Origin of the sequence: Pseudomonas sp. RIT-PI-a, from assembly GCF_001187875.1 — a bacterium.
In the GTDB taxonomy this organism is placed as follows: Bacteria; Pseudomonadota; Gammaproteobacteria; order Pseudomonadales; family Pseudomonadaceae; genus Aquipseudomonas; species Aquipseudomonas coleopterorum.
In genome coordinates this window covers 62,158-88,339 of the sequence record NZ_LGIR01000028.1, presented here as the reverse complement: position 1 = coordinate 88,339, position 26,182 = coordinate 62,158, and the positions used below count along the sequence as shown (strand labels likewise).

Genomic DNA, 26,182 nt, shown 5'->3' with positions numbered 1-26,182 from the left:
CATTCCCTTACAAGCAAATGATTCCTTCCCCTCCCCCCGAAAAAAGTCCATCCAGGACTGATAGCGGAATCGGTTTCGGTTAGCCAGCCCAAAATCAGACTGTAAAGCTGATCGGTACACCCTGCAGATAAGAAATCTATATTACTAATACCCTTTTAGCAACTCTTTCTTCTCAAGTGATGAAAGAAAATCAGCGTCTTTCCACGAAACAAACCATGGATACTTACTCAGCCTTAACATAAAATCTGAAGCCTGGGACGGCGTTGGATTTTTTTTGTTAATCTGCTTATACAAAGCCACTGCAAATCTCGATTTGACTTTATCCTCAACGAAGGGACAAGTCATAACATCCAAAAAGAGATAAATTTTTTCTGCGCTCGATCTAATATCAGAAAGATCATCAAGCCTTTCCTTTATAGACGCCAACAAAAGTTTTTTTATAACGGCATAGGAAGGGATGCTCTCAACATAATAAAGCAATACAACAATTTCAAAATATGATAACTGCCTACCAGCCGAAAAATTTACGATTCTCTGCAACGTATCACGCGGCAACAAATAATTGCCCCCCAGCCCTTTAAGCACAACAAGCAAGTTCAATGCTTCAAGCATAGCGTGGTCATTATTACCCTCAGCTATTTTTGCATACTCACTGCTTTTGAAAAAATCTCGACAACAAGTATATATCTTACTTTTTATTGAATTTAACTCACTTGGTAGATGCGCTTCAAAGAAAGAACATGAAAGAGTTGAGGCTATAAATATTTTCACCGACCCGACATGACTAGGATTCACCGTGAAGAAGTGAAATATTATTTCAATTAGCACATGATAAAAACCAAAAAATTTATGACCAACTTCAGAACTATCAAATGAGCGAGAAATATTTTTCTCTGTTACTTGAGTTAAAACCCTGGTTAGCGCCGACATCAAGTAGCCACACATTACACCATAAGATTCTGGATCGCCTATACATGCAGACTTAACCTCCCCAATAAAGTCAACCGCTACCCGCCTTCTATTATAAAGCCTATGAGGCACATAAACTCCATCCTCATCTGACTCCGTCTTGGGTAAAAGTCTTTCAATAAGCTTAGCGAGCGCGTATTTTACTGCTTTCAGCGATTTCGTTTTTTCAGTAACAAATGGCCTTGTGGCCTTAACGGTTTTTTCTTTATTTATGTTGAGCTTGTATTTTTTCGCATGAGTCTCAACAGCATGGTACACACTGCTTGCGACGTGATCACTAATTGCAAATATGAAGACATCATCAACATACCTCCGCACAGTGTAATCACGCCCGACAACTAAACCTTTTGAGCTTAGCTCTCCTTGAATATCACTATCGATCTGCTGAAAAATGACTTCAGCAAACACCCTGCAAACCTCCGGACCAATAACAATCCCTGCCGTCTCATTATAGTTAGATGCCTGCATCAGGCGATCAAACACGGCCCCGAATGAATTTTTGACGGCGGAGTGGTTTTTTGAGAACTCTTTGGTCTTCAAAGCCCAGGTAATAGAGTGAGTGTAGATACTATCAAAAAACTTAGAGATATCAACTGACCAGAAAGATGAGTACTGTCTTTCTAGCTGCAGAAAATCATAAGACTCAAAAAAACGATATAGTCGAGTATAACCAGAATAAGAAAAATAAGATGATAGGTATTTTGTACGCGATTCAGCGGAAGAGACAACCACCTGACTAGATCGATATTTACTTATGTTGCCATTCTCACTTTTGGTGTAATACTTGCTAGCGATACTACTTGGATGCCTGATGCTAAACGAGCTTTTAGTACACGAGAAGATAACCTGCTCACCGAACGTCTTATAAAATTCAACAAATCTGAATTGCGCGCGAGGATGCAGAAGCGATAGAGTTCTAAATGAGCTCTCATCTTTACGAATTTTATAACTTAATGGAATCGTATAGTCCGAGCTCAAATCACGACAGAACAAGTGCTCCATAAGATCCGGGAAAAGCCCCTCACCTGCCTCATGCTTTTTCAGATGCCAATAAAAGCCTAGATTACTAAATATTATGGGTACTTCATATGGACAGGTCTCCGTCAAAACCACCCTTGAAAAATCTTCTTTCTTAACACGCCTAAATCCAGCTTTCATTTACGCCAACACTCCTTTATTTTCTTAAGCACGTCATATTTAAAGGAGTGAAATCGCGCCTTTTCAAAACCGGTCCTAAAGCTAAAACCGGCCAATTGTTTACGCTTACTCAAAGACAAGGCCGCCGAAATTCGCCGAGACAATTTATGTTTACCAGAAAAAAGAATACCCCTCGAAAAGGAGTCCAACTCATCGAGGGCGCAGCGCCCTATTGAATTTTTATGGATATAGTTAAAATATATCCCGGTTTTAATATCCACCCCAGTCATAGGATCGACAATGTAGAAGTTACCCGCTAGAGCTCTAACTCTGTTTTTTAACAACAAAAAGTCACTGGGGTATTGATAGCTTGATAGATAGCTTGTGTAAGACTGGAGAAGCCTCATTTTTATTTTGGCAACTTTTCCATCCGAAATATCGCAAACAACCTTACGCCGCTGAACTCCATTTACAGTCTCGTGGGAAGCTTCGTTAAAAATTTGTATGCCATAGCCCAAGTAATCAAATTTCTTAAGGGCTTTACCACTTCCCTGTGTCAAACGAGCCACGGGGATATACTCTCGCTTTCCAGCGCCATGAAACTCTAAACCTTGCGGCAAATTGTCTTCAACTTTCTTTTCAAAATCTGTTCTAGACGAACTACCCGATGCGACAATTAAAATATCATCAACAAATCTTGCATAGTAAAAAACCTCATTCATTGATGATATGGCCAGATCAAACTCTTTCAAATAGAATTCGGAGAGCGTAGCACTTATACTCAAGCCACGAGGTAAACCTGAAACACCAATAACAGAAAGCGTCTTAAAAAATTGATCTATCAAAACAAGAGTTTGCCAAGAGCACTTCCCATCAAGCATCAAACGCTCGAAAAGTATTTTTAAATCCACATTATCATAAAACTTCTTAATGTCAAACCTATAAACATCAAACGGCGTGCCCTCCTTAAAAATCGTTATCGCGTTTGCAATAATTGTTTGTCTATCAGACTGCTTTATTCCATAATTTGCCTTTATATTCCTTGAGGCAAGTCGCGCCACCAGCTCTGATTTCAGGGAAGTAAATACATAACCGTCATCACCGCCAATTCTTATACGATTCAAGCAGCCTAAAAAGGACTGACTACGCATAATAAGGCTTAATGATTTCTTAGCAAGCTCAGCACGTTGCGCTCGATCTTGCAAATGCGGGAGTTTAATAATATCTTGAAAACTTATACACTCGGCGAGATTTTTGGCTGTGTACGGTATTTCTATCATCATGACTGCAACTCACAACCACGACCACAAGTATTCATTAGTTTGGCTGTTTCTTGACACCAAGAAACAGCTCCCCAAGCAATTTATCAAAAAGCCACTATCTCGTCCATGGCTATTAGGTAGCATAGGGCGCTCCTAGTATCTGGTCGCTGCATAGCTAGATTGAGGATAGCCGAAGGGATAGTTCTCTTCACGCCAAGTCATAAATCTCATTTAAATCAGATAGTTAATAAATTATTCGACTCCTGGTGCCGCCCCACCACTGATAATCCCCCCGCCGCACTGCACCTCATATCACCCCACCCTCCCCAACCACTCCTCATACCTACCAGGCCACTCCCCACTTGCCGTCCCCCTCCTCCCCAACCCAAACCCATGTCCTCCCGTAACATACCGATGCATCTCCACAGCCACACCCTGCCGGTCACAAGCCGCCGCCATGATGAGCGTGTTATGAGGGTCGGAAACCGCATCGTCCTCCGCCTGCACCAAGAACTCAGGCGGTGTACTGGCCCTCACTCGATTCTGAACAGACCACTCAGCCTCTTCCTGTGCCGACGCATCAGGCCCCACCAGTAGCTTGTGAGTTGAGGTATGGGTGTAAGGTCGTTCCAGCGTGATAACCGGGTATATCAACGCTGCCCCCTGGGCGATGGCGGGTATTGAATCGATGCTGTCTTGAGCCGTGTAAGTCTGGGAGTCGCCGAGCGTCGCGGCCATGCCCATCAGGTGGCCTCCGGCTGAAAAGCCCAGCAGGGTCACGTGGCTTTCTCGGCTGCGAACAATGCGTAGCGCGCGTTGCGCGTCTTGTAGTGCGACGATGTTGCCGGCGTTCCAGCCTTCACCAGGCAAGCGGTAAGCCAGTACATACGCGGTGTAGCCGCGTTCCGTCAGCCACGCGGCCACGGGCCATCCCTCGATACCCAGCTCCATGCGCTTGTATCCACCACCGGCAGCGACGATGACGGCTTTGCCATTGGGTTTGGAGGGCCTGAAGATTTGCAGATAGGGGCGGGAGACGTTGCTGAGTGCGCCCTTCGGGGTGAGCACCTGGTTGCCCGACGGGCCGCCTCCCCCTGGCGGTGCGCCTTTCCACAGCTCGAGTTTTTCAATTTCAGCCGTTGGGTCATTGGCCTGGACGGCCGCCAGTTTGAACATCAGCACGGCTATGCTGGCGTCTAGAATGAAATTGCGACGATTCACGATTACCCCGCCCCCCCCCTGAATTCTTCCGACTGTACCAACCCCATCACTTCTTCACGCAACAGCTGCATGCATGGGGATAACTCACGATACGCCAGCGCCAATACATAGGGTACAGGCGTGCCTGGCCCGACCAGTTCTCGGCAGGCCAGCCGTCCGGGCTGGCGGCGGGCATAGCGTTCGGGCATGAGGGCTACGCCCAGTCCCCCGGCTACCAGTGCGGCGGTAGTTTGCATCTGCCGGGGGCGCTGCACCACTCGGGGGGTGAAGCCGGCGGTGGCGCAGGCCATGGAGATGCGCGAGTGCATGCCAGGCCCGTGGTGGGGGGCGAAGAGGATCCAGGGTTGATCCGCCAGGTCGGTGAGCGCTATGGACGCTTGTTCAGCCAGGACGTGATCCTGCGGCACGACGGCGACCATGCGGTCTTCGAACAGAGGTTCGAGGTGGATGTTGCCGGGGTCCATGGCGGGCAGCACGAGAATGCCGACATCCAGTCGGTCGTTACGCAGGCCCTGTATCTGCTCGGGAGGGGTGGCCTCCTGCAGTTGGATATCGACGTTGGGGTTGGCGGCTTGAAAGCGGCGCAACAGCAACGGCAGCAAGCCGTCGACGATGCTGTCGACAAAGCCCAAGCGAATGGTGCCGATCATACCGGCGGCAGAGCGGCGCGCCATTTCACAGGCTCGTTCGGCCTGCACCAGCGTCTGCCGCGCCTCGTTCAGAAACACGATGCCTGCGGGGGTCAATTGGGTAGAACGCGTGTTGCGCTCCAGCAGCTGTACGCCGAGGGATTGTTCCAGGCGGCGGATCGCGACGCTGAGCGGCGGCTGGGACATATTCAGGCGCTGGGCGGCCTTGCGAAAGTTTAGGGTTTCGGCGACGACTACGTATTGACGCATCAATTTCAAATCGATCATCTGATATCTTTTTAGTATCAATTAGCCATTCAAATAGTATGTTACATATCACTGCGCCTTGCACATACTTCGTGGATCGGCAGTCGGGGACATGGCGCCCGACCTGATCCATCGAAGAAGAGCGTTGAACATGCGTGACTATGGAAGAGCTGCAATGGCCGGCTTCATCGCGGGCAATGTTTCAAGCTTCATCAAGTGGGGCACGGAAATTCCCTTTCCGCCGCGCACCCCGGATCGTCCGCTGCCGCCCCTGGAAATGCTCGACTCACTTGGGATCAACGCGCAACAGCTCACCTACGTCTACTCCGGGCACGTGGTGAACTACGGGAGTGCACTTATTCATCATGGCTTTTCGATTGTCTTCGCCATGTTCTATTGCCTGCTCGTACTCAGGTATCCGCGTGCGTCGGTGTGGCAGGGGCTTGGGTTCGGTCTCCTGGTCACGCTCGGGTTCCATGGGGTGATCCTGCCGGTGTTTCACTGGGCACCACCACTGTGGGAACTGCCGGCGGCGGAGTGGGTGTCGGAAACGTTTGGGCACCTGTTGTGGATCTGGGTGATCGAAGTCATACGCCGCGACTTGCAGCAACGCTGGTCGTCTTTTCCCAACCAGTCCTGACAGCCGCTGCCATGCAGTATGTGTTGAAATTTCTCACAGACGGAGTGGCTTCATGAAATCCCTATATGCATTGGCGCTGTCCTGCGCCGCCTACGCTGGCATTGCAGGTGCCGCTACTACCGTGGAATCAGTGCCGAAGGAGTCTCCGCAAAAGACGCACAGCAATGGCCAACTACAGCCACCGATTTCGTACGCCACATTGTGGGCGGATGATAAAGGCGCCACCCATGTGGGCCATTGCCGCTTGGAAGGTCTTGAGTTCAAGAGCTACGCACCACCGGCTGCGCCACAGTGGATCGGCGTTTCTCCCGACGACATCGAAAGCATTGCCTATGCCGTGCTACCGCCGGGCTATGTCGGCAGCTGGCATCACGCACCGGGGCCGCAGTGGGTGATCACCCTGCAGGGCAAATGGTCGGTGGAAACCACCGACGGCACGGTGTTGGTCCAGGGGCCGGGCGAGATGCAGTTCAACGCCGATACAAAGTCGCGGCCGCGTCTGGATGACGACCGTATAGGCCACCTGACCCGCACCGTAGGCGATGAACCCAATGTTCAGTTGATCATCAAACTCAAGCCAGGCGCGGCTGACAAGCGTACCAACGGCAGCTATGCCTACTGATTCCCTACGGACCTGAACACATGAATCCAACCTTTAAAAAACTGTTCCTGAGCCCTTCGTCCTGGTTGTTGGGCAGCGCGATTCTGGTCGCAGGTTCTGCCAGCGCTGCCACTGCAGCGGCGCCTGTCCGGCAAGTGGTCACCGATCCGGCGTTCAGCCAGTTGGTCGACGCCAAGGCCCGGGTCGAGCTGCTCACCGATCAGGCGAAGTGGGCCGAGGGGCCGCTGTGTCTGCAGGATGGTCGTTTGATATGGAGCGATATCAAGGCGAACAAGGTCAGCGGTTGGCAAGCGAAGGATGGCGTGTCGAGCTGGCTGGAACCTGCCGACTTCCAGAACGGGCATACGCTGGACGCGCAGGGCCGTGTGGTCGCGGCGTCTCACGGCAAGCGCGGTATCGTGCGGCAGGAGGCCAACGGTGAGTGGCGGACTCTGGTCGACACGTACCAGGGCAAGCGGTTGAACAGCCCGAACGATGTGGTGGCCGATAACAGCGGCACGCTCTGGTTTTCCGACCCCACCTTTGGGGTGCTGAGCAAAAGCGAAGGCTATGGCGGCACACCCGAGCAGGGTGGTGAGTTCGTCTATCGCTATGTGCCCGAGACCGGTGAGATCACCCGTCTCGAGACGCCAGAAGTGCATTCACCCAACGGGTTGGCCTTCTCGCCGGATCAACAGCTGTTGTATGTGGCCGACTCGCAAATGGCCCATGACTTCAGCAACAAGACGCTGGCTCACCGCATCATGGTCTATCAGGTCCGCGACGGTCGTTTGAGCAACGGCAAGGTCTTTGCCGAGATAGAATCCGGCATTCCCGACGGTATCAAGGTGGATGCCCTTGGCAACGTCTGGAGCAGCAGCAAGGAAGGGATCCAGGTCTTTTCCGCAGCCGGCAAGTCGCTGGGCAAACTGTTGGTAAGCGCGAGCGATACCAGCAACCTGACGTTCTGCTCGGATGAACAAGGCAGTTGGGCCTATATCACCGCTGCCAACAAGGTGCTCCGCGTGCAAGTGGCGAAGGGTGTTATCGGGCGCTAGGCCAGTAGCGCTGAGCGGGTGGTGACCGTCCTGTTGCAGACGCTCACCACATCCCTCGAAGAAGTCCGTTTAGCCCACCGAAAGCGTCGACGGTTTCGCTTGCCGGGTGATGACCAAGCGGTCGCCAGCAGCTCAATACTTCCACGTCACCGACGCCGTCAAATTGCGCGGCGCCCCGTAGTTGGTGGAACCGGACGATTGATACAGCGAGAGCAAGTACTTGCGATCGGTGACGTTGTTCAGGTTCAGCGACGTTCTCCAGTTGTCGTCGATGTCGTAACTGGCCATCAGGTCCACCAGCGCGTAGGCGTCTTGGCGCACATTGCGGTTGGTGTCCACTTCGGTTGCGCTTTGCCATTGGAAGCGGGTGCCCACTCTGACGCTGGGCATCTCGGGCAGGCGGTAGGTCAGGCTGCCGCGCAGGCTATGGGTGGGAATGTACTTGCGGGTTTCATCGCCATTCGCGTCTTCGATCTGCACGAAGGTATAGCCACCTGCTATGTCCAAGCCCGGTAACGCTTCTCCCGATGCACCCAGCTCGAAGCCACGGCTTTTGAGGTTGGTGCCGCGATACAGGTACTGACCGCCGACGATTTCTCCGGTGAGTTCGGCAACGTTTTGCTGATCGGTTTTGAACGCCGCGGCGGTCAGGGTGAGTCGCTCGTCGAGCACGAGTCCCTTGATACCGACTTCCAGGCTCTTGCCTTCAAGTGGAAGGAGCAAGCCACCGCCGGTACTGCGCAGGTATTGCGGTTTGAAGATTTTCGTCCAGCTGGTGTACAGGCTCCACTGCGGCGTGAGGTCGTAGACCAGGCCGGTGTAAGGGGTCACTTTACCGTGCACTCGCGTATCGTGGGGCGATCCATACCCGGCGCCATCGCCGTCGGCGCTGAGCATGCGCGCGCCGGCAATCCAGTGCAGGTCATCGACAATGCTGAAGCGCGCGCCGGCGAACAGGCTTTTTTGGCGGTCGGTGAACAGCTGGGTATTGAAGTCGTCGGTGTAGTTCAGCGGCGGTTGCACGACATTGCCGGACAGCACGTCGATCAAACTCTCCATTTGGTAGCCAGATGAGTTCCTGTAATGGCCGACCTCGTCGTGGTGGGTGCGTCCGTAGTTGGCACCCAGGGTCAACTCATGCTGCCTGCCGAACAGCGCGAAGGGGCCGGACAGTTTCGCTTCGGCCGTGATCTGCTCTTCCTTGCTGGTGGTGCGGTTGATATAGGCGTAGGCCTCGTCGGCGGTGGCGGGGATGGCGTAGAGCATCTTGGTGTCGGAATCTTGCTTCATCCCGGCCAGGGTAAGGGTGCTGTTCCAGCCGTTGTCGAACGCGTGGGTCAGCTCGGCGAAGGCGCGCTGAGTCTTCACGTCCCAGTAGGTCCAGGGCTGGCCGACACTTGAACTGCGGCTGCTGTAGTGAATGCGGTTACCTTGGTAATCGGCGATGGGCAAGGCGCCCCAGGTGCTGCCGTTGGAGTAGCTGTTCTGCTGGGTGAAGCCCACGGTGAGGGTGTCGGCCTCGGACAGGTCGAAGGCCAACAGGCCCGCCGCCACGTTGACCTCATGGCCGTACTGGTCGAGGTAGGAATTGCCTTTGTCATGGGAGGTGATGAAGCGCCCGCGAACGTTCCCGCTTTGACTGAGTGGACCGGACACATCAAAGCCCAAGCGACGGTTGTCCCAAGAGCCCACGCTGCTGTCGATCCTGGCCTGGAACGTGTCGGTAGGCCGCTTGCGCACCAGGTTGACCGTGGCGGAGGGATCGCCGGTGCCGCTCATCAGCCCGTTGGCGCCATGCAGCACGTCGACCTGCTCGAACTCGGTCATGTCCTGATCGCCGACCAGCACACCGCCGGAGAACGGCAGGCTCATGCCGTCGAACTCGAAGTTTTCGATCTTGAAGCCGCGCGAAGTAAAGGCGGTGCGATCGGTTTCGAACTGTTCGACGGTCACCGACGGCGCGTTGCGTAGCGCATCCTTCACGCTATTGAGCTGGAAATCGTCCATCTGCTGGCGCGTCACCACGGTGATCGCCTGCGGCGTTTCCTTGTCGCTCAGGCCCAGGCGAGTGGTGCTGGATACAGGGTTTGCCCGGTAGCTCTGGCTTGGGCTGACGCCTGCGTTGTCTTGATACTGGATCTGCGTGGGCGCCAGCAGGATTTCACTGTTGGCCTGCGTGGCTTGAACCGGGACCAGGTAAATGGTCGTGGCATCGGTTCGGGCGAAGGTGTAGCCACTGCCTTGCAACAACCTGGCGAGGGCTTCTTCCGTGGAGTAGCGACCTTCCACTGCGGTGCTGCGCAGGGCACTGTCCAGGTTGCCGTCGAGCAACACGTTCTGGCCCGATTGCTGACTGAACAGCAGCAAGGCCTGACGCAGAGGTTGGGCAGCGATGTTGAGGGGTAGACGCTCTACGGACGCCGTCGCCGCATGGACCTGCGCCCCATGAGCCTGAAGCGCGCCGACGAACAGCGTGCACGCCAATGCGGTGCCCAGTGCGTGACGCTGCCAGCGGCTGTCGATTCTGGATTCATGGTTGAGTTGCGTTGCCATTGCGGTCGTTCCCCAGGAAGTGCTTCGAAGATGCGAATACCAATCAGTCAGGCTAAGACGCATGAGCGAGCGCAATTCCCTAAGGTCGCGTGAATTATTTACAGCGGGATCAGGCGGGATAGATCAGGGTGATCAGGTCGGTGTAGCGATCCACTCGAACGGCCAGGGCTTTGGTGATGGCGTCGAGCATCTGCTCGGGCTTGTTCAAGTTGAGTATCAAACTGACTCGGCGCATGGCCAGTTGCTTGTCCATGATGAAGATTCGGCCTTCGCGCCAGCGTTGCAACTCATCGATGACGGTGAGCAAAGGCTTGTCGAAAAACACCAATCGTCCGCTGCGCCAGGCGAGGATCTGCTCAAGCTCGGCATGCTGGATGGCGCCGGTACGATCACTGCTGAAGCGCATCGACAGGCCTTCGCCCAAATCGACCTGCTGGCTGGCCGTCACGACGCGCACCGTCTTGCGGTTCACCGCTAGCAGCGCCGAGCCTTCATTGCATGACAGACAGAATCCAGCGTCGGCGGCCACCACCTGCCCCGATCGGCTGTTGACCGTGAACTCGCCGGCCGCCGAGGGCAGCACATTGAAGTAGGCCTCGCCATGAAGCAGTTCCACGGCGCGCCGGGTCGGTGAAAAATCCACATTCAATGCAGTGTTGCCGGCGAGATCGACAGAGGACCCATCGGGCAACGTGACGGTACGACGCTCGCCCACGGCGCTGCGGACATCGGCGAACGGCAGGCCCATATCGTTCAGCCATAGCGCCGATGCACAAGCAGTGACGGCGACGGCACTGGCAGCGATGCCCAAGCCGACGAAACGTCGGCGGGAAAGTTGTGGGGCGGTCGGTGCTAAGGTCTGAGGGTACAGCTGCGCGGAAGCGGCCCACAGGTGCTCGAGCTGGGCGTAGGCCTCGGCATGTCGGGGGTCGGCATCGAGCCATGCTGCCAACTCCGCCCGCTCGGCGGCAGTAGGTGAGCCGCCCTGAACCAACGCGAACCAGGCGCTCGCCTGATGGCTGATGTCGTCAACGCGCGACACTGGTGGGGGTTCGGCGCTCATTCGGACATACCGATCTTGATCAGGTCCAGGGCACGAACCATGCGGCTATAGGCGGTCTTCGACGGGATCCCCAGGCGCTGGCCTATTTCCACGTAGGTCAGGCCTTCCACGCGCACCATCAGAAACACTTCGCGACACGGCGCGGGCATATTCTGAATCACGTCGTTCAACGTGTTCAGCTGTTGATGGGCAATCGCCGCTTGTTCAAGGGTGGGCGTGGACGGCTCGAAACTGGAGGTTGTCTGGGGATCGAGGGTCTCGCCTTTGCGATGCTCCTGACGTCGGGTGTGGTCGATGAACAGATTGCGGGCGCTGGAGAACAGATAGGCGCGAAAATTGGCGATCGGGGTGCGGCCCATTTGTTCGGACAGGCGAATGAAGGTGTCCTGAGTCAGGTCGGCGGCGGTCTCTTTGCAACGCAAGCGACGATCCAGGTAATCCTGGATTTCGCTGCGGTGGGCGAGGTACAGCGCCTTGAGATCTGAGCCGGACATGAACGCAACCTTGAAAGGCGGAGTGGCAAGGGCAGGAAAATATCACAAAGAGAATCATTTGCGCTTGCGCGCTCCTGCCCGCATTGACACAACCGTGTATATCCCTGCCTTAAAAGCGCCTCGCCCCGATCAGCTCACCCAGCACCTGGTTGGGGATGCGAAAGGGTATGGACGCATGGTCTTCGCCAGCTTCGACCCTAAAGCCGGTTCGCAGTCCGAAGCCTGACAATGCTTGCAGGCGTGAATACAACGTGCTGGCATCCTGGATCGCCTGAACCGAATCGCGCTCGGCCATCACGATGCTCAGGCTTGTCTGCGTCATATCGAGTTGTCCGGCGCGGACGCGCTCGGCGAAAGCGCGTTCGGGCGCCAACAGGAATTGGTCACGCCACCACAGGCTGGGGCTGACCGCTACAACGTGTTGAAACAGGGTGGGCCGAGTGAACACTGCGTACACACCCAGCATGCCGCCAAATGAGTGCCCGACCAGGCTCCGTTGATCTTCGTCGACCTTGAAGTGTTCGGACACTTTGGGCATCAATCGCTTCTGGATGAAGTCGAGAAACAGATCCTGGCCACCCTGTGCCGGCGTGTTGCGATCCTGCGGTGCAGGCGGTGTCAGATCGAACGCGCGTCTGTTGAAGTCCAGCGGCGTGTCACTCGGATACCCGATCGCCACCAGGATCGAGCCGCGCAATTTGGCCTGCGCGCGCTTGGCGGCATGGAACGCGGGGAAATAGGCATTGCCATCCAACAGGTAAATCACCGGATAACCACCGGTATAAGGAACATCGCCCTCGGGCAGGCTGATCATGATGCGGTATTCCAGCCCTCCTTCGCTTTTCATCGTCCATTGCTCGGTGCCGTCCAACGCAACCGGCTGCGCCTGAGCGGCCATCGCGGCACCGAGCAACCATGCGCTTAATACGGTAAATAATCTAAGGATCATGTTTCTGGGTGTTCCCTACTATGCAGGCAAGTGAGCGTAGTGCGTTGACCTCAGAAGAAGCCGACCGGCAAACCTACGCGGTGGAGAATGCGCTCGGTTGCCAATAAGACGGATGACGGCGTCGTTTGTCTTGATCTGGCGATGGCCGAGCGGATTATTCCAATTTGTGCCATTCCGTCAGCGCCCGAGACCTTACTTGCAAAACGGATCATCCCAAAACGGGCGCTCGATCTCCTTGTAGATATCCGCCCGGCTCAAGCCCAGGTCCTTGAGCCCGGCGTCACTCATCTGCTCCAGTTGATGCCGTTGCCGGGCCAGTTCATACCAGCGCGTGATGCGCTTCCATGGATTGGCAAAAGATCTCGCTGATTCACTTTGGGTGCAGCAGCTATGCGAAGCACAGGCACTCACTGTTTGACCTTTCATCTGCTCATCCTCCGGGTTGATGGCTTGATTCTCTGTTCAGGCTTAACATCAATCCAACGAATGTTTTGAATGCAGTGCATCTCAGAGATTGATCAATGTCCCACTACCAGAGCATCGATTCGGAAGTCCTGCGTACCTTCGTGGCCATCGCCGATGAGGGCGGTTTCACCAAGGCCGGTGAGCGGGTGAACCGCACCCAGTCGGCGGTGAGCATGCAGATGAAGCGGCTCGAGGAAGACGTGCTGTGTCGGCAACTGTTCGAGCGCGATGGCCGGCAGGTGAAGCTGACGGCTGAAGGGCAGATTCTGTTGGGTTATGCGCGCCGCATTCTCAAACTGCACAGCGAAGTGTTCACCACCTTGCGCGAGCCGCACATGGTCGGCACCGTGCGCATAGGCACTCCGGACGACTACGCCATGCGCTTTCTGCCGGGGATCTTGTCCGGCTTTGCTCAGGCGTTTCCGCTGGTGCAGGTGGAAGTGCATTGCGAGAGCTCCCGGCAGTTGATGCAACGCAAGGACCTGGATCTTACGATCGTTACCCGTGAACCTGGGCGAGAGGTGGGCCAGTTGCTGCGTCAGGAGCGCTTCGTGTGGGCCGAAGCCGAGGGCTTTTTTCTCCATGAACAAACGCCCGTGCCACTGGCGATGTTCAATACCGATTGTTTTTGCCGGATATGGGCGTGCAATGCCCTGGACGCCGGGCAGAAGCCCTACCGGATCGCCTATTCCAGCCCCAGCCTCGCGGCGATAATGGCCGCGGTCGGCGTTGGCCTGGCGGTCACCGCACAGCTGCAGAGCCTGATCACGCCGGGGCTGCGGATCATCGGCGAAGCCGAGGGCATGCCCTTGTTGCCATTGGCGAGCATCATGCTGCTGCGCAACCCCGATACCCGGTCGCCGATGATCGATGCGTTGGCCGAGCATATCGTCGAAGGGTTCAGGCTTTGAGCGGTGGGCCCATTGTTTACCTGCTGGAACTCCCCTACCGCCGCGTCAACTCGGTCAACGTATCCGCAATCCCCTTGGTCCGTCTCGCCGTCCCCTCGGTTGCCTGGCTCGACGCCTCCAAGGTGTCCAGCATCTCCCTCAACGCACTCACTCCTGTGGACTGATCTTCGATCTGCTGAGCCACTCGCTGGATCTCGCTCGACAGCAGATCGACATCCACGCCGATGTCCGCTGCATTCTTGCGGGTGATCTCCGCCAGTTTGCGGACCTCGTCGGCCACCACGGCGAAGCCCCTTCCCAGATCGCCCGCGCGGGCTGCTTCGATGGCGGCGTTGAGTGCGAGCAGATTGGTCTGGCCGGCGATCTGCTGAATCACTTGGACGATGGATTGAATCTGCAGGCTCGAACTGGCCAGGGCACGCGCGCCGATCACCGCTTGGTCGGCCTGCCGGGCGAGATCTTCGACGGTGCTGCCGGCCTGGGTGGAAACGGTATTCTGCCGGTCGATGGTGGCCGCCAGGTCGTCCATGGAGAGGTGCAGCTCGCCGGAATAATGGTTGATCTGGGTGGCCATCTGCTGTTGGTGTTCGCCAGCGTCGGCGAGCACCTGGCCCAGAGCGGCGAGCCCTTTGAAAACGGGGAGGATGCCGGTGTCCAGGCCCCGGGTGTCGAGGGCGCTGGTGAAATCGTTGCGTTTGAAGGCTTCGATCTGTTTCACCACCACGTGGTTGAGGCCGACCATTTTCTTGAGCTGGCGGCGCAGGAAGAAGGCTTTGAACTCGCCATAGTGGGCGATGAAGTTATCCACATACTCGTCGGTGAAGGATGCGCCCTTGGCGACGCGGAAGAAGAAAATCGCGGTCAGGGTCTGGTTGAGATTCAAGCCGAGGATTTCACCGAAGGTCGAGAAACCCACTACCGGCACGTCGCCAAACAGGCCGCGCATGCTGCCCAGGTCATTGGCGTTGTTGAGCCTGCGCAGGATGCAATCGTTGAGGATGGCAGCCACCGGTTGGCCGCCCTTGCCTTGCAGGAACTGTCGGTAGTCTTTTTCCGTGGCCTGACGCAGCGGCGTGCGCTTGACCATGACCAGCTCTTCGCCCGGCGCAACGTCGCAGAACAACTGGATGATCTGTTGGGTATGGTCGATACGGGCAATGGAACGCACGAACAATTCGCTGCCGACGCGGATGGCAAAAGAGTACTCGGCGAGGTTCTTTTCCAGGGAATGGCTGTCGCACTTGAACGCGTTGCACAGGGCCTGGACCATGCTCATGATGTTGCCGCTGCTGTCGATCACCTGATCGATGGTGCGGTCTTCGACGGAAGCGGTGAGCACGCTGAACGTCAGTCCGGCCGGCTCGAAGTTCTGGCTTTTGAACACACCGAAACGGATGTCCGGTGCGGTCTTGAGAAAAACGATCTGAGCATGATTCTGGTAGCTGCGCTTGCCGTCGTGGATCAGGGTTTTCTGGAAGTCCGACTTGCCGCCCGCAGAGCCACCGACGAACAGGCAGGGGAAGCGGCCCGACTCGTAAAGCGCTTCCATGAAGAACGATTCGGAAGCCGACAGCCCGTCGAAAACCACGTAGGCCAGGGTATCGCGGTGGTCGATGGGCGTACTGACCTGGACGCGCTTGATGTTGGCGACCAGCTTCGCGATGCGCTCGCGCATCTCCATGCGTTTGCCACCGTTGCGGATGTCTTCGCACTCCAGCGGCACCATGACCACTTCCGCCGAGGCAATCACATTGCGCTCGAAACACTGCAGCACGATGCGGTCCCAGTGCTCGCCCGCCGCGCAGTACAGACCATCCGCGCTGTTGCACAGCTCGCCTGAAGTGGTGCACAGGCTGATGGTGCCATTGGGGAAGCGCTGCCGAACGCTGGCCGCGACCTTGTCGATGTCCAGGTGAGGCGAGACGAAGCCTGTCACCAGCACAGGATCCGCGCGCAAACCGGCCAAACCGCGGTCCAGCTCACTGGCCGTGCAGCTCAGGCTCACGGCACCCTGGCTGAGTGCGCGGGCGGGGTTGAAGCGTTTGAAGAGGTTCATCACATGGCTCGCTAGAAAGGTTGCACAGCGCACGCGGGGCGTGGCCTGCATTGCTTTCGCTATCGGCCATGGGGAGGTGGACTTGATGCAGGTGGTCGGGTCTGCAATGAAAGGTGCTGATTGGAAACTTTCGTAACCATTGAGCTTTACGACTCGGACGGTAGCCTCAGATACCCTATACGAGTTCCTCGATCTTGAAAAAATACCTCTAGAGTTATAAAGTCCTCGCGCGCAAGGAGTGCTGAGTGCAGAGCAGACAGCTAATACGCGAGCTGGAGCAGGCCGGTTGGATCTAGATCGCATCGCCGGAAGTCATCACATGTTCAAGCATCCAAGGCGTACGCAAACAGTTCCTGTTCCACACCCAAAGAAGGATCTGCCGGTTGGTACGGTTAGAGCAATTCGAAAACTTGCCGGCTTGATCTAGGCAACGGCCTACTCATGAGGAGAGATATCCATGCGCTACCCAATCTGCATCGAGTGGGGCGATGAAACTACAGCCGTCGGAATTCAGGTGCCCGACATTCCTGGCGCCATCACCGCTGGCGACACGTTCGAAGAGGCCTACGGTGCTGCGATCGAGATCGCTCATATCATGCTGGAGGAACTTGCGGCTCGTGGAGAGCGTATTCCTCTCCCAAGCGCGACGGCAGTCCTTCGTAACGACGCCGAATACACGGACATGGGCTGGGGAATGCTCGATATCGATATAACGCCTTACTTGGGCAAGACCGAAAAGGTCAACGTCACACTGCCTGGATTCGTGATTTCGCAGATCGACCGATTTGTTCGTGAGCACAATGTCAAAAGTCGATCTTCTTTCTTGACCGATGCGGCACTTGAAAAACTAGGGCGTTGAGCAAAAAACCGGGACCGCGGGAACCTGTATCCCTGTAAAGCAGCGACCCGAAACAAGGCCGAATACTTGTACGATGTCCTATCACAAGGTATTACTACGTCTCCTCATAAAAACAAAACTACGGAGATCGCTACATGGACTCATTCTCGTCCGCCGGGCCCGAACGGCTCGACCGAGCAAAGGGCAATACCCGCCGCAGCTTTCTGAAACAGTCCTTCGCAGTTTCCGCCACGCTCGCCACCGTGGGCAGCGCTGCGCTGCCCCGACTGTCCAGTGCCGCCGAGCCCTTGAGTCAGCGTTACCCTGACCCGCTGCTGCACGTGCTCGACGACAGTTTCCTTGAGTTGCGCGTGTTCAATGCCAGTGTCGAAAGACTGGCCACCGGCCTGCGGTGGGCCGAAGGCCCGGTGTGGATCGGTGCTGGTCGCTATCTGTTGGTCAGCGACATCCCCAACAATCGCATCATGCGCTGGGACGAAATCACGGACACCTTCTCCGTGTACCGCGAACACTCCAACTTCTCCAACGGCATGTGCCAGGATCGGCAAGGGCGACTGATCGTCTGCGAAGGCTCTACCACCACCAGTGAAGGCCGCCGCATCACGCGCACTGAACACAACGGCACCGTCACCGTGCTGGCTGACAGTTACGACGGCAAGCCCTTCAATTCCCCCAATGACGTCGTCTGCAAAACCGACGGATCCATCTGGTTCACCGATCCGCCCTTCCAGACCATCAACAACTACGAAGGCCACAAGATCACCCCCACCCAACCTCATGCGGTGTACCGCATCGACGGCGAGAGCAGGAAAGTCACGCGGGTGATCGACGACATCAACGGGCCGAATGGCCTGTGTTTTTCACCCGATGAAAAACTGCTGTACGTCGTCGAAGGCCGGGCCAAGCCCAATCGATTGATCTGGGCGATCGATGTGAAGGACGACGGCACTCTGGGCGAGCGCCGCAAACATATCGAAGGGTTGGACTACGCCGCCATCGACGGCATCAAGTGCGACGAGGCGGGTAATTTGTGGTGCGGCTGGGGTGGCAATGGTGATCCCAAAGCCGACCTGGAAAAACTCGACGGCGTACGCGTGTTCAATCCACAGGGCAAGGCCATCGGGCACATTTCCCTGCCCGAACGCTGCCCGAATGTGTGCTTCGGCGGGCGCGAGGGGAACCGGCTGTTCATGGCCGGCAGTCACTCGATCTATTCGTTGTTCGTGAATGCGCGTGGGGCGACGTTCGCGTTGCAATGACCCAGTCTGCCGTGCATTTGGGGGATGCACGGCAGTCGATAAGTCCGCGGCGTCGAACAATGGCCTGCATCCGTCACGGGATGTGATTCGTGATCACCTGCAGAACCCTGCGATTACCTCGGCATTTTCAGGTACGAGTCAGCGCAAGCCTGATGCCTAACGCGATGAACACACCTCCGACGACACGATCCATCAATTTCTGCAGCGATCTGTTGCGTGACATGCCGCTTGAGGCACTTCCAGCCAGAATCGCAAAGGTTGCGTCGGTTAGAAACGCTACCAGCGCATAGGTCAATCCCAACACCAGGAAAGACGCGGTGTGGTGCTCGCCTCCGGGCGCTACGAATTGTGGAAAGAATGAAATGAAGAACAGCAGGACTTTTGGATTCATCAAGGTCGTTATGAACCCCTTTGACAGAAGGCCATAGAGATCCGCGTCTTTTTTGATGTCAGCGCTTTCAGCGGTTTCTGCGCGTGCGCGACCAAAGGTTTCGAGCACCAACTTTCCACCCAGGTAGATCAGGTAAATCGCGCCAACATATTTAACCAGGGTAAACATGACAGGCGAGGCCGCAATCAGGGCCGTGAGACCCACAACACTCGCCAACGCGTGAGTGCAACTGCCCAAGGCCACGCCAGCCGCTGAGATGACGCCCGCACGCCGACCATTTGCAACACTTTGCCCCACCACGTAAGCCATGTCGGGACCTGGTGTTATGGAAAGCAGAAAAACGGCAACTATAAAAAGCCAAAAGTTGGTGATATCAAACATAGTCATCCCTTATCTAGAATCCTGTTGCCCTGCAGCCAAGCGTATTCGGCTCATGAAATGAGCCGAATAGCCCCACTAATCGGCTCACGACCGGCAACCGAAGTGGTGTCCGTGCGCTTGGATCATGCCCGGAACACTTGGTAGCTGCCAAATCGGAAGCAGATTAGCCACCCTTCACGCCGCATCTGGATGATCCAGCGTTTCCCACCCCAGGCACGCCAGCGCCAAGGTCCGCGGCACTGTCTCTCGGCCACTGCTGTATCGGCTGATGCTGCGAGCGCTCACGCCTAAAGCCTCGGCAGCCTGATCCAGTCACTACAAGGCTCAGTATCGCCAATTTGGCGATACTCGGACAACCACGTCTCCATCTTCCCCTACCCCAAACTCCGCGCCGAATTGCTCAACACCTGCACGCACTGCATCAAGGCCGGTGCCAGTTGGTTTTCGGCGTCGGCGCGGGTCCAGCGGCTGGTGGGGGCTACCACGTGGACGGCGGCTACGGGTCGGCCGTTGCCGCCGATGACGGGGGCGGCGATGGTCATGTCGCCCAGGAACAGTTCCTGGGTGTTCACGGCGTAGCCGCAGTCACGCACCGTTTGCAGCGAAGCCATGATGTCGTCCACCTCGGTGTGGGTGTGCGGGGTGTGGGCAACGCGGGTGCTGCTTTGCACCAGGGCCAAGGCTTCGGCTTCGGGCAGGGCGCTGAGGTAGGCGCGGCCGGAGCCGGTGCAGTACATCGGCACGCGGCTGCCGATGGGCATGTGCACGGGTACGAAACGGGCGCTGACGAAGCGCGCAATGTAGGTCATTTCCACGCCGGTGGGTTCGGTCAGGCAGGCGGTCTCGCCAGTGAGTCGGGTGAGTTCGGCCAGGAACGGGTTGCCGACTTCGATCAGGGAATGAGCATCGAGGTAGCTGAAGCCCAGTTCCAGCACATGGGGTGTCAGCTGGTAATGCCGGGTGCGCGAGTGTTTCCGAAGGTAACCCAGGCTTTCCAGGGTGAAGACCATGCGCTGGGCCGAGCTTTTGGTCATGTGCGAGGCTTCGGCGATCTCTGCCAGGCTCATGCTGCGGCGCTTGGCGCTGAATGTACGCAGCACGGCCAAGCCTTTTTCCAGGGATTGATTGAACAGGCTGTTGCGATCTTCGGACATGAGAGCCTCAAGGCAATATTCGGCGAATGGACCCGGACAACAGCAAAGAGACAGCAATTTACGCGCCTGAAAATCGGATACCGATACGAACGTGATATTTATCGATTTGCATTTACTGAAAATCGATGATTTCGGTGTGAAATGGCATAGAGCTTGCGACTTCGGTCATGTCCGCCTGGCGGTCCCACTTTCCGATTCCTTCTGGAGTGACCCGATGAACAGCCTCTCCCCTCTGTTTCGCCGTTTCGCGTTCGGTATCTGCCTGACCCTTGGCGCATCCCTCGTGCACGCCGCCGAGGCACCGCTGTACAAGGTTGGTGCAACCGCCACGGGTTCGCCCTTCACCTTCCTGGACATCAAGAGCAACAGCATTCAGGGGATGATGGTGGACATCGCCAAGGCGGTCGGTGAGGCCGGTGGCTTCGGCACGCAGATGGAGCAGACCAACTTCGCGGCGCTTATCCCGTCCTTGACGTCGGGCAAGCTGGACTTCATTTCCGCGGGGATGCTCAAGACCGACGAGCGGGCCAAGGTGGTGGACTTCAGCGCGCCGGTCTATTCCTACGGCGAAGGCCTGATCGTCAGTGCCGACGACAACACCGCCTACCCCGACCTGGCTGCGTTGAAGGGCGAAGTGATCGGCGCCCAGGCGGGCACCGCGTTCTACGACCTGGTCAACAAGATGGGCATCTTCAAGGAAGTGCGCACCTACGATTCGATCGCCGAGATGGTCCGCGACCTGTCCCTGGGCCGCATCAAGGCGGCCGTGGCCGATCAGCCGATCGTCGCCTACCAGATTCGCCAGAACACCTTCAAAGGGGTGAAGCTGGCTGCCGATTACAAGGCGGCCAAGGTGGGCGATGTGTGCTTCGTGGTGCGCAAGGGTGACAGCGCAACCCTGGAGCGCCTGAACAAGGCCATCGACACCATCAAGGCCAACGGCACGCTGCAGGGCATCGTGCAGAAGTGGGGCGTGTAGGCTGAGGAGCGACCATGAAGCTTGCTGACTTCTTGCAGAACGCGCAGGACTTCCTGCCGATTCTACTTCAGGGCGCGTGGGTGACCATCCAGATCACGGTGCTGTCGTTTCTGCTCAGCAGCGCCATCGGGCTGGTGCTGGCGCTGCTCAAGCTGTCGCCGATCCGCGCGCTGTCGTGGGCGGCGAGCACGGTGATCAACGTGATCCGTGGGCTGCCGATCATCGTGCAGCTGTTCTACATCTATTTCGTGCTGCCGGACATGGGCATTCACCTGACGGCCTTCCAGGCCGGGGTGATCGGCATGGGCATCGCCTACTCGGCCTATCAGGCGGAGAACTTTCGCACCGGCATCATTGCCGTGGACCAGGGCCAGCGCGAGGCGTCGGAAGCCTTGGGCATGCGTTCGTTCATGATGATGCGCCGGGTGATCCTGCCCCAGGCGTTTCGCATCGCGCTGCCGCCCTACGGCAACACGCTGGTGATGATGCTCAAGGACTCGTCGCTGGTGTCGACCATCACCGTGGCCGAAATGACCCGCCAGGGCCAGCTCATCGCCTCGTCGACGTTCCAGAACATGACCGTCTACACCCTGGTGGCCTTGCTGTACCTGCTGATGAGCCTGCCGCTGGTGTACGGGTTGCGGCGCATGGAGCAGCGTCTGAGCCGGAGGAAAAAGGCATGATCCAGATCAGTGGACTGCAGAAGAACTATGGCGACCACCGCGTGCTGCACGGGGTGGATCTGCAGGTGCAGAAAGGCGAAGTGGTGTGCCTGATCGGCCCGTCGGGGTCGGGCAAGTCGACCTTGCTGCGCTGCATCAATGCGCTGGAAACCTATGAAGGCGGCTCGATCCTGGCCTTCGGCGAAACCGTGCAGCGCGGCAGCAAGACGGTGCATACCTTGCGCAGCCGCATGGGCATGGTGTTCCAGCGTTTCAATCTGTTCCCCCATCGCACGGTGTTGGAAAACGTGATGGAGGGGCCGCTCTACGTGAAAAACGAGCCGGCCGCGCAGGTGCGCCGCGAGGCACTGGCGTTGCTCGACAAGGTCGGACTGGCGGAGAAGGCCGATGCCTATCCGGAGCAGTTGTCCGGTGGCCAGCAGCAACGCGTGGCGATTGCCCGCGCGCTGGCGATGAAGCCCGAGGCGATGCTGTTCGATGAACCGACCTCGGCGCTGGACCCGGAGCTGGTGGGCGATGTGCTGCAGGTGATGCGCACCCTGGCCGACGAGGGCATGACCATGATCGTTGTCACCCACGAGATGGGCTTTGCCCGGGAAGTCGCCGACCGCGTGTGCTTTCTGCACGGTGGTTACCTGGTGGAAACCGGACCGGCCGAAGAAGTGCTGGGCAATCCGCAACATCCGCGTACCCAGGATTTCCTGCGCCGGGTGTTGCATCCGACCACCAGCACGCGGAGCCAGTCATGATCGACGTGCCTTCACTGTGGGCCGCGACCGCGCCCCCCGCGCGGGTGACACCGCCACTGCGGGAATCGGGCACGTACGATGTGGTGATCGTCGGTGCCGGGTACACCGGCTTGTCCACTGCCCTGCACCTGGCCGAGCGTGGTGTCAGCGTGTGCGTCCTGGAAGCACGGGAGCCGGGTTGGGGGGCATCGGGACGTAACGGCGGGCAGGTCAATCCGACCTTGAAGCATGACCCGGACGAACTGGTGCGGCTGTACGGCGCGGCCGTGGCGGAACCGTTGATCGACACCGTGTCGCGCTCGGCCGACCTGGTGTTCGACCTGATCGATCGCTATGGCATTGAGTGCGCTGCCGTGCGCAAGGGCTGGATGCAGGTCTCCTATTCGCACAAGGGCGTTGCTGGCCTGCACGCGCGGGCCGCGCAGTGGGAACGTCGCGGGGTGCCGGTGCAGTGCCTGGATGCCGCCGACGTGGCGACGCGCATGGGCAGCCAGGCATTTGCCGGGGGCTGGCTGGATGGCCGTGCCGGCGCCATTCAACCGTTGGCCTATGCCCGTGGGTTGGTAAGGGCAGCCCAGGCGGCCGGCGCCAGCATTCATGGGCAGAGCCCGGTGATCGGGCTGCAGCCGGTCGCCTCGGGCTGGCAGGTGCAGACCGCCAGCGGCCACACGGTCAAGGCAGCCCAGGTGGTGCTCGCCACCAACGGTTACAGCGATGGCCTGTGGCCGGGCATGGCGCAAAGCGTCCTGGCGGCGAACAGCTTCATCGTCGCCACCCGCCCGCTGCAGGGCGCTGCGGCTCAGAGCATTCTGCCCGGACAGGAAACGGTTTCCACGGCGCAGCGGCTGTTGCTGTACTTCCGCAAGGACAGCCATGGGCGCCTGCTGATGGGCGGCCGCGGCACCTTCGCCGACCCCGGTGCGCCCCAGGATTTCGCTCATCTGGAACGCTCGCTGGCCTTGCTGTTTCCGCAGTTGGGCAGGCTGGATTTCGAGTACCGCTGGGCCGGACGCATCGCCATCACCCGGGACTTCATGCCGCATGTGCATCAACCCGCGCCGGGCCTGACGTTGGCGCTGGGCTGCAACGGTCGCGGCATTGCCCTGTGTACCAGCCTGGGGCAGCAACTGGCGACCAGCCTGTGCGACAGCCGGGCCGACTTCGCCTACCCGGTGAGTCCTCTGCAAAAACTGCCGATGCACGGGCTGCAACGTTTCTACATCGGCGCCGGCGTGGCCTGGTACAGCCTGCTGGATCGCCTGAACGTGAGCTGATGGCCTGCGGCAGAGCGTCGCGCCTGGCGTTGGCGGTGAACCAATCGCCGTGCGCCGGTTTCAAAGGGGTTCATTCAGAACAATGGTTGCGTCCCATGCCCAAGAAACTTTCCCTCGCTCTGCTGATGATTTCTGCCCTGGGCCTGGCGGCCTGTGACAAGACGTCCGAAGACCACGTGCAGAAAGCCAACGAGCACACCGAAGCCGCCGCCCAGAAGCAAGCCGAGGGCAAGCCTGAGCAAGCCGCCGAGGAAAAAGCCGAAGCCGCCGAAGAACACGACAAGGCCCGCGAAAAGCGCGTGACCGAAGACCGCCATCAGGCGCTGTCCTCGGACGTACCGGACGAGATCAAGGCGCCCGAGAAAAAGTAATTCGATCGCGATCGACCCAGGCCCCGCCAGTGATGGACGGGGCTTTTTTTATTTCTGGGTAGCGCGACGTACATCTTGAAACCATTGGCCTGAAGCCGCCAGCCACTGGTTATAGCACTCACCGCTATAGTTCCGCCCGTTGCCCGTTCTGCTGCACCATGGGACCGAGACAGGGAGTGTTCAATGGCAGGCAAGCCGAAGCCAGATCCGTCAATCGTCAGCGGCTTCAGAGTCGCCTTTGTTGAAGCAGGCAGGAAGGTCTACTTTGATCCAATAGCTCAGCGATACTATTCTTGGGATTCGTTGCATGGCGAGTTCGAGGTGTTCGACCGGCGTGGGTTTCATCTGGGCTCGGTGTGTCCAGAAACAGGACGGTTGCTGAAGCCCGCAGTTCGTGGCCGACGAATCAGAACCGATTGAGAGATAGACATGACCTTCGTAGAACTTTGCATCGAGGGGCACGCGCGCGAAGACGAGATCGACAGCTTCATCGAAGCTTGGCATGAAGGTCGAGCGGGCACCCAAGTAGAACTGCACGACTATCTGGGTATGACGTGGAGCGAATATCAGCGCTGGGCTATCAGCCCAGCAATTCTGCCCCATGTGGTCAGCGCCCATAAATTTGGCACCTCCCTTGAATACCAGCTTGCTCAGCAGGCCAATGAAAACGTCATGCCACATGCATGAACGTCCGCGTTAGGGGCACAGGGCATCAGATCTCAACTCCCCTGCAACGGCTTGGCGTCCTTGAAGAAGTAATCCTGCCAGGAGGCCGGTTTGTTCTTGATCGCGCCGACGCGGTGCATGAACTCGGCCAGGGGGTAGGTGTTCTTCGGTGTGATCGAGAATTCGAACTGCGGGTTGTCGATGATTTTCAGCAGTGCGGCCCGGTCGATCTTCGCGCCGGTCACGCGGATGTAGGTATCGGCAGCGGCGCCTTTGTCTTTTTGGGCGAAGTCGGCCGCCTCGGCCAGGGCCTCGACGAACGCGTGGTAGGTCTTGGGGTTTTCCTCGCGGAATTTCTCGGTGGCGAACAGCACGGTGGGTGAGTTGGGGCCCAGCAGGTCGTAGGTGTTGAGCACCACATGCACATTGGGGTTGGCCAGGGCCTGATCCTGGAACGGCGGGTTGGAGAAGTGCCCACTGAGTTCGGTACCGCCGGCAATCAATGCCGCTGTGGCATCGGGATGAGGAACGGCGATGGTGTACTTGTCCAGACGGTTGTATTCCTTGTCGCCCCACTGCTTGGCCGCCGCGTATTGCAGGAAGCGAGATTGCACCGATACACCGACGGCGGGCACGGCAATGCGATCCTTCTCGGTGAAGTCGGCGATGGTCTTGACCTTGGGGTTGTTGCTGAGCAGGTAGTAAGGGAAGTTGCCCAGCGAGGCGACGGCCTTCACGTTCTGTCGTCCATGGGTGCGATCCCAGATGGTCAGCAGCGGACCCACGCCTGCCCCGGCAATGTCGATCGCGCCGGACAACAACGCGTCGTTCACCGCAGAGCCGCCGGACAGCTGGGTCCAATCGACCTTGATGTCGATGCCCGCTTCCTTGCCGTGCTTCTCGATCAGATGCTGATCGCGCACCACATTGAGCAGCAGATAAACGATACCGAACTGCTCGGCGATACGGATTTCGCCCTCGGCATGGGCCTGCGCGGGTGCAACCACGGCACCGGCCAACAGGCTAAAGCCGAGCCCGACGGCAGTAGCCAGACGGCTGAAAGTGGATCGAGACATAGGCGCTCCAGGCAAGGCATCAGGGATGTATGGGAGCGACTATATGTGCATAAGAAATTTATTTT

General features: G+C 57.6%; 26 protein-coding genes and 2 pseudogenes. 14 read left to right on the top strand and 14 right to left on the bottom strand.

The annotated features are described in order from the left end of the window. Positions 1-144: 144 nt before the first annotated feature. From drt3b to AC788_RS16350, 4 genes are all read right to left on the bottom strand, one after another. On the bottom strand, positions 145-2,127 hold the full coding sequence (drt3b, locus tag AC788_RS21450; RefSeq protein ID WP_082223694.1) for an antiviral reverse transcriptase Drt3b: 1,983 nt from the start codon (positions 2,125-2,127) through the stop codon (positions 145-147). Then, a complete protein-coding gene (gene drt3a / locus AC788_RS16360) occupies positions 2,124-3,389 on the bottom strand; it encodes an antiviral reverse transcriptase Drt3a (RefSeq protein ID WP_049861634.1) in 1,266 nt (421 codons plus the stop codon). Before drt3a ends, drt3b begins: the two co-directional genes overlap by 4 nt. A gap of 291 nt (positions 3,390-3,680) precedes the next feature. Next, positions 3,681-4,589 (bottom strand): alpha/beta hydrolase, encoded by a 909-nt coding sequence (locus AC788_RS16355; protein ID WP_049861633.1) that lies wholly within the window; start codon positions 4,587-4,589, stop codon positions 3,681-3,683. Positions 4,590-4,591: 2 nt separating this feature from the next. Beyond that, positions 4,592-5,506 (bottom strand): LysR family transcriptional regulator, encoded by a 915-nt coding sequence (locus tag AC788_RS16350; RefSeq protein ID WP_049861632.1) that lies wholly within the window; start codon positions 5,504-5,506, stop codon positions 4,592-4,594. Positions 5,507-5,630: 124 nt separating this feature from the next. On the opposite strand from AC788_RS16350, the gene AC788_RS16345 reads away from it, so the two are divergent. Genes AC788_RS16345 through AC788_RS16335 form a run of 3 tightly spaced genes read left to right on the top strand, consistent with a single transcriptional unit; the run spans position 5,631 to position 7,784 of the window. Further along, entirely contained in the window at positions 5,631-6,125 is a 495-nt protein-coding gene (locus AC788_RS16345; RefSeq protein WP_082223698.1) for a YagU family protein, read from the top strand. Positions 6,126-6,177: 52 nt separating this feature from the next. Then, positions 6,178-6,747 carry a hypothetical protein gene (locus AC788_RS16340; RefSeq protein ID WP_049861630.1) on the top strand — a complete coding sequence of 190 codons (570 nt, stop codon included), beginning with the start codon at positions 6,178-6,180 and terminating at the stop codon, positions 6,745-6,747. Positions 6,748-6,767: 20 nt separating this feature from the next. Then, a complete protein-coding gene (locus AC788_RS16335) occupies positions 6,768-7,784 on the top strand; it encodes an SMP-30/gluconolactonase/LRE family protein (RefSeq protein WP_049861629.1) in 1,017 nt (338 codons plus the stop codon). A gap of 132 nt (positions 7,785-7,916) precedes the next feature. On the opposite strand, the gene AC788_RS16330 is transcribed toward AC788_RS16335, so the two are convergent. The 5 genes from AC788_RS16330 to AC788_RS16310 form a co-directional block, all read right to left on the bottom strand. Continuing rightward, positions 7,917-10,337, bottom strand: coding sequence for a TonB-dependent siderophore receptor (locus AC788_RS16330; protein ID WP_049861628.1), 2,421 nt, complete (start codon positions 10,335-10,337; stop codon positions 7,917-7,919). Positions 10,338-10,446: 109 nt separating this feature from the next. Continuing rightward, positions 10,447-11,400 (bottom strand): FecR family protein, encoded by a 954-nt coding sequence (locus AC788_RS16325; RefSeq protein ID WP_049861627.1) that lies wholly within the window; start codon positions 11,398-11,400, stop codon positions 10,447-10,449. Further along, positions 11,397-11,894, bottom strand: coding sequence for an RNA polymerase sigma factor (locus AC788_RS16320; protein WP_049861626.1), 498 nt, complete (start codon positions 11,892-11,894; stop codon positions 11,397-11,399). Before AC788_RS16320 ends, AC788_RS16325 begins: the two co-directional genes overlap by 4 nt. 109 nt (positions 11,895-12,003) lie before the next feature. Further along, positions 12,004-12,843 (bottom strand): alpha/beta hydrolase, encoded by an 840-nt coding sequence (locus AC788_RS16315; RefSeq protein ID WP_049861625.1) that lies wholly within the window; start codon positions 12,841-12,843, stop codon positions 12,004-12,006. Positions 12,844-13,035: 192 nt separating this feature from the next. Then, a complete protein-coding gene (locus AC788_RS16310; RefSeq protein WP_049861624.1) occupies positions 13,036-13,269 on the bottom strand; it encodes a DUF1127 domain-containing protein in 234 nt (77 codons plus the stop codon). A gap of 95 nt (positions 13,270-13,364) precedes the next feature. On the opposite strand from AC788_RS16310, the gene AC788_RS16305 reads away from it, so the two are divergent. Further along, complete coding sequence (locus AC788_RS16305; RefSeq protein WP_049861623.1) at positions 13,365-14,219, top strand: LysR family transcriptional regulator; 855 nt, start codon at positions 13,365-13,367, stop codon at positions 14,217-14,219. Positions 14,220-14,253: 34 nt separating this feature from the next. Here the strand turns inward: AC788_RS16305 and AC788_RS22250 are convergent, their stop codons facing one another. Both AC788_RS22250 and AC788_RS22245 read right to left on the bottom strand, forming a co-directional pair. Beyond that, on the bottom strand, positions 14,254-14,748 hold the full coding sequence (locus AC788_RS22250) for a methyl-accepting chemotaxis protein (protein ID WP_414705024.1): 495 nt from the start codon (positions 14,746-14,748) through the stop codon (positions 14,254-14,256). Positions 14,749-15,120: 372 nt separating this feature from the next. Next, a pseudogene (locus AC788_RS22245) lies at positions 15,121-16,275 on the bottom strand (FIST signal transduction protein); the annotation flags it as partial. A 245-nt stretch (positions 16,276-16,520) separates the two neighbouring features. On the opposite strand from AC788_RS22245, the pseudogene AC788_RS21445 reads away from it, so the two are divergent. The 3 genes and pseudogenes from AC788_RS21445 to AC788_RS16290 all read left to right on the top strand — a co-directional run bounded on the left by AC788_RS21445 (position 16,521) and on the right by AC788_RS16290 (position 18,393). Beyond that, positions 16,521-16,702, top strand: a pseudogene (locus tag AC788_RS21445) (type II toxin-antitoxin system HicA family toxin). 30 nt (positions 16,703-16,732) lie between these two features. Next, complete coding sequence (locus tag AC788_RS16295; protein WP_049861621.1) at positions 16,733-17,134, top strand: type II toxin-antitoxin system HicB family antitoxin; 402 nt, start codon at positions 16,733-16,735, stop codon at positions 17,132-17,134. Positions 17,135-17,268: 134 nt separating this feature from the next. Then, positions 17,269-18,393, top strand: a complete 1,125-nt coding sequence (locus AC788_RS16290; protein ID WP_049861620.1) for an SMP-30/gluconolactonase/LRE family protein — start codon at positions 17,269-17,271, stop codon at positions 18,391-18,393. A 127-nt stretch (positions 18,394-18,520) separates the two neighbouring features. Here AC788_RS16290 and AC788_RS16285 read toward each other — a convergent pair whose 3' ends face one another. After that, the gene (locus tag AC788_RS16285) at positions 18,521-19,165 is read right to left on the bottom strand and encodes a LysE family translocator (protein WP_049861742.1); all 645 of its coding nucleotides are present in this window, start codon (positions 19,163-19,165) and stop codon (positions 18,521-18,523) included. A gap of 374 nt (positions 19,166-19,539) precedes the next feature. Then, positions 19,540-20,319: an IclR family transcriptional regulator gene (locus AC788_RS16280; RefSeq protein ID WP_049861619.1), complete on the bottom strand. Its 780-nt coding sequence runs from the start codon at positions 20,317-20,319 to the stop codon at positions 19,540-19,542. 214 nt (positions 20,320-20,533) lie between these two features. Between AC788_RS16280 and AC788_RS16275 the strand changes: the two genes are divergently transcribed. The 7 genes from AC788_RS16275 (at position 20,534) to AC788_RS16250 (ending at position 25,062) form a co-directional block, all read left to right on the top strand. Then, positions 20,534-21,298 (top strand): ABC transporter substrate-binding protein, encoded by a 765-nt coding sequence (locus AC788_RS16275; RefSeq protein ID WP_049861618.1) that lies wholly within the window; start codon positions 20,534-20,536, stop codon positions 21,296-21,298. A gap of 14 nt (positions 21,299-21,312) precedes the next feature. Beyond that, a complete protein-coding gene (gene ehuD, locus AC788_RS16270) occupies positions 21,313-21,981 on the top strand; it encodes an ectoine/hydroxyectoine ABC transporter permease subunit EhuD (RefSeq protein WP_049861617.1) in 669 nt (222 codons plus the stop codon). After that, the gene (locus AC788_RS16265; RefSeq protein ID WP_049861616.1) at positions 21,978-22,730 is read left to right on the top strand and encodes an amino acid ABC transporter ATP-binding protein; all 753 of its coding nucleotides are present in this window, start codon (positions 21,978-21,980) and stop codon (positions 22,728-22,730) included. Before ehuD ends, AC788_RS16265 begins: the two co-directional genes overlap by 4 nt. Before the next feature lie 5 nt (positions 22,731-22,735). Continuing rightward, entirely contained in the window at positions 22,736-24,004 is a 1,269-nt protein-coding gene (locus AC788_RS16260) for an NAD(P)/FAD-dependent oxidoreductase (protein ID WP_201777943.1), read from the top strand. 95 nt (positions 24,005-24,099) lie between these two features. Further along, positions 24,100-24,375 (top strand): hypothetical protein, encoded by a 276-nt coding sequence (locus tag AC788_RS21800; protein WP_134722775.1) that lies wholly within the window; start codon positions 24,100-24,102, stop codon positions 24,373-24,375. Between the two features lie 183 nt (positions 24,376-24,558). Continuing rightward, entirely contained in the window at positions 24,559-24,795 is a 237-nt protein-coding gene (locus AC788_RS21435) for a colicin E3/pyocin S6 family cytotoxin (protein ID WP_082223693.1), read from the top strand. Positions 24,796-24,804: 9 nt separating this feature from the next. After that, positions 24,805-25,062 carry a hypothetical protein gene (locus AC788_RS16250; protein WP_049861613.1) on the top strand — a complete coding sequence of 86 codons (258 nt, stop codon included), beginning with the start codon at positions 24,805-24,807 and terminating at the stop codon, positions 25,060-25,062. A 32-nt stretch (positions 25,063-25,094) separates the two neighbouring features. Here AC788_RS16250 and AC788_RS16245 read toward each other — a convergent pair whose 3' ends face one another. Next, the gene (locus AC788_RS16245; RefSeq protein WP_049861612.1) at positions 25,095-26,117 is read right to left on the bottom strand and encodes an ABC transporter substrate-binding protein; all 1,023 of its coding nucleotides are present in this window, start codon (positions 26,115-26,117) and stop codon (positions 25,095-25,097) included. Positions 26,118-26,182 lie beyond the last annotated feature (65 nt).

Bases quoted from the DNA above. Each gene is read 5' to 3' on its own strand.
- drt3b (WP_082223694.1), bottom strand. From the start codon at position 2,127: ATGAAAGCTGGATTTAGGCGTGTTAAGAAAGAAGATTTTTCAAGGGTG.
- drt3a (WP_049861634.1), bottom strand. From the start codon at position 3,389: ATGATGATAGAAATACCGTACACAGCCAAAAATCTCGCCGAGTGTATA.
- AC788_RS16350 (WP_049861632.1), bottom strand. From the start codon at position 5,506: ATGATCGATTTGAAATTGATGCGTCAATACGTAGTCGTCGCCGAAACC.
- AC788_RS16340 (WP_049861630.1), top strand. From the start codon at position 6,178: ATGAAATCCCTATATGCATTGGCGCTGTCCTGCGCCGCCTACGCTGGC.
- AC788_RS16335 (WP_049861629.1), top strand. From the start codon at position 6,768: ATGAATCCAACCTTTAAAAAACTGTTCCTGAGCCCTTCGTCCTGGTTG.
- AC788_RS16330 (WP_049861628.1), bottom strand. From the start codon at position 10,337: ATGGCAACGCAACTCAACCATGAATCCAGAATCGACAGCCGCTGGCAG.
- AC788_RS16325 (WP_049861627.1), bottom strand. From the start codon at position 11,400: ATGAGCGCCGAACCCCCACCAGTGTCGCGCGTTGACGACATCAGCCAT.
- AC788_RS16320 (WP_049861626.1), bottom strand. From the start codon at position 11,894: ATGTCCGGCTCAGATCTCAAGGCGCTGTACCTCGCCCACCGCAGCGAA.
- AC788_RS16315 (WP_049861625.1), bottom strand. From the start codon at position 12,843: ATGATCCTTAGATTATTTACCGTATTAAGCGCATGGTTGCTCGGTGCC.
- AC788_RS16310 (WP_049861624.1), bottom strand. From the start codon at position 13,269: ATGAAAGGTCAAACAGTGAGTGCCTGTGCTTCGCATAGCTGCTGCACC.
- AC788_RS16305 (WP_049861623.1), top strand. From the start codon at position 13,365: ATGTCCCACTACCAGAGCATCGATTCGGAAGTCCTGCGTACCTTCGTG.
- AC788_RS22250 (WP_414705024.1), bottom strand. From the start codon at position 14,748: ATGGACGACCTGGCGGCCACCATCGACCGGCAGAATACCGTTTCCACC.
- AC788_RS16295 (WP_049861621.1), top strand. From the start codon at position 16,733: ATGCGCTACCCAATCTGCATCGAGTGGGGCGATGAAACTACAGCCGTC.
- AC788_RS16290 (WP_049861620.1), top strand. From the start codon at position 17,269: ATGGACTCATTCTCGTCCGCCGGGCCCGAACGGCTCGACCGAGCAAAG.
- AC788_RS16285 (WP_049861742.1), bottom strand. From the start codon at position 19,165: ATGTTTGATATCACCAACTTTTGGCTTTTTATAGTTGCCGTTTTTCTG.
- AC788_RS16280 (WP_049861619.1), bottom strand. From the start codon at position 20,319: ATGTCCGAAGATCGCAACAGCCTGTTCAATCAATCCCTGGAAAAAGGC.
- AC788_RS16275 (WP_049861618.1), top strand. From the start codon at position 20,534: ATGAACAGCCTCTCCCCTCTGTTTCGCCGTTTCGCGTTCGGTATCTGC.
- ehuD (WP_049861617.1), top strand. From the start codon at position 21,313: ATGAAGCTTGCTGACTTCTTGCAGAACGCGCAGGACTTCCTGCCGATT.
- AC788_RS16265 (WP_049861616.1), top strand. From the start codon at position 21,978: ATGATCCAGATCAGTGGACTGCAGAAGAACTATGGCGACCACCGCGTG.
- AC788_RS21800 (WP_134722775.1), top strand. From the start codon at position 24,100: ATGCCCAAGAAACTTTCCCTCGCTCTGCTGATGATTTCTGCCCTGGGC.
- AC788_RS21435 (WP_082223693.1), top strand. From the start codon at position 24,559: ATGGCAGGCAAGCCGAAGCCAGATCCGTCAATCGTCAGCGGCTTCAGA.
- AC788_RS16250 (WP_049861613.1), top strand. From the start codon at position 24,805: ATGACCTTCGTAGAACTTTGCATCGAGGGGCACGCGCGCGAAGACGAG.
- AC788_RS16245 (WP_049861612.1), bottom strand. From the start codon at position 26,117: ATGTCTCGATCCACTTTCAGCCGTCTGGCTACTGCCGTCGGGCTCGGC.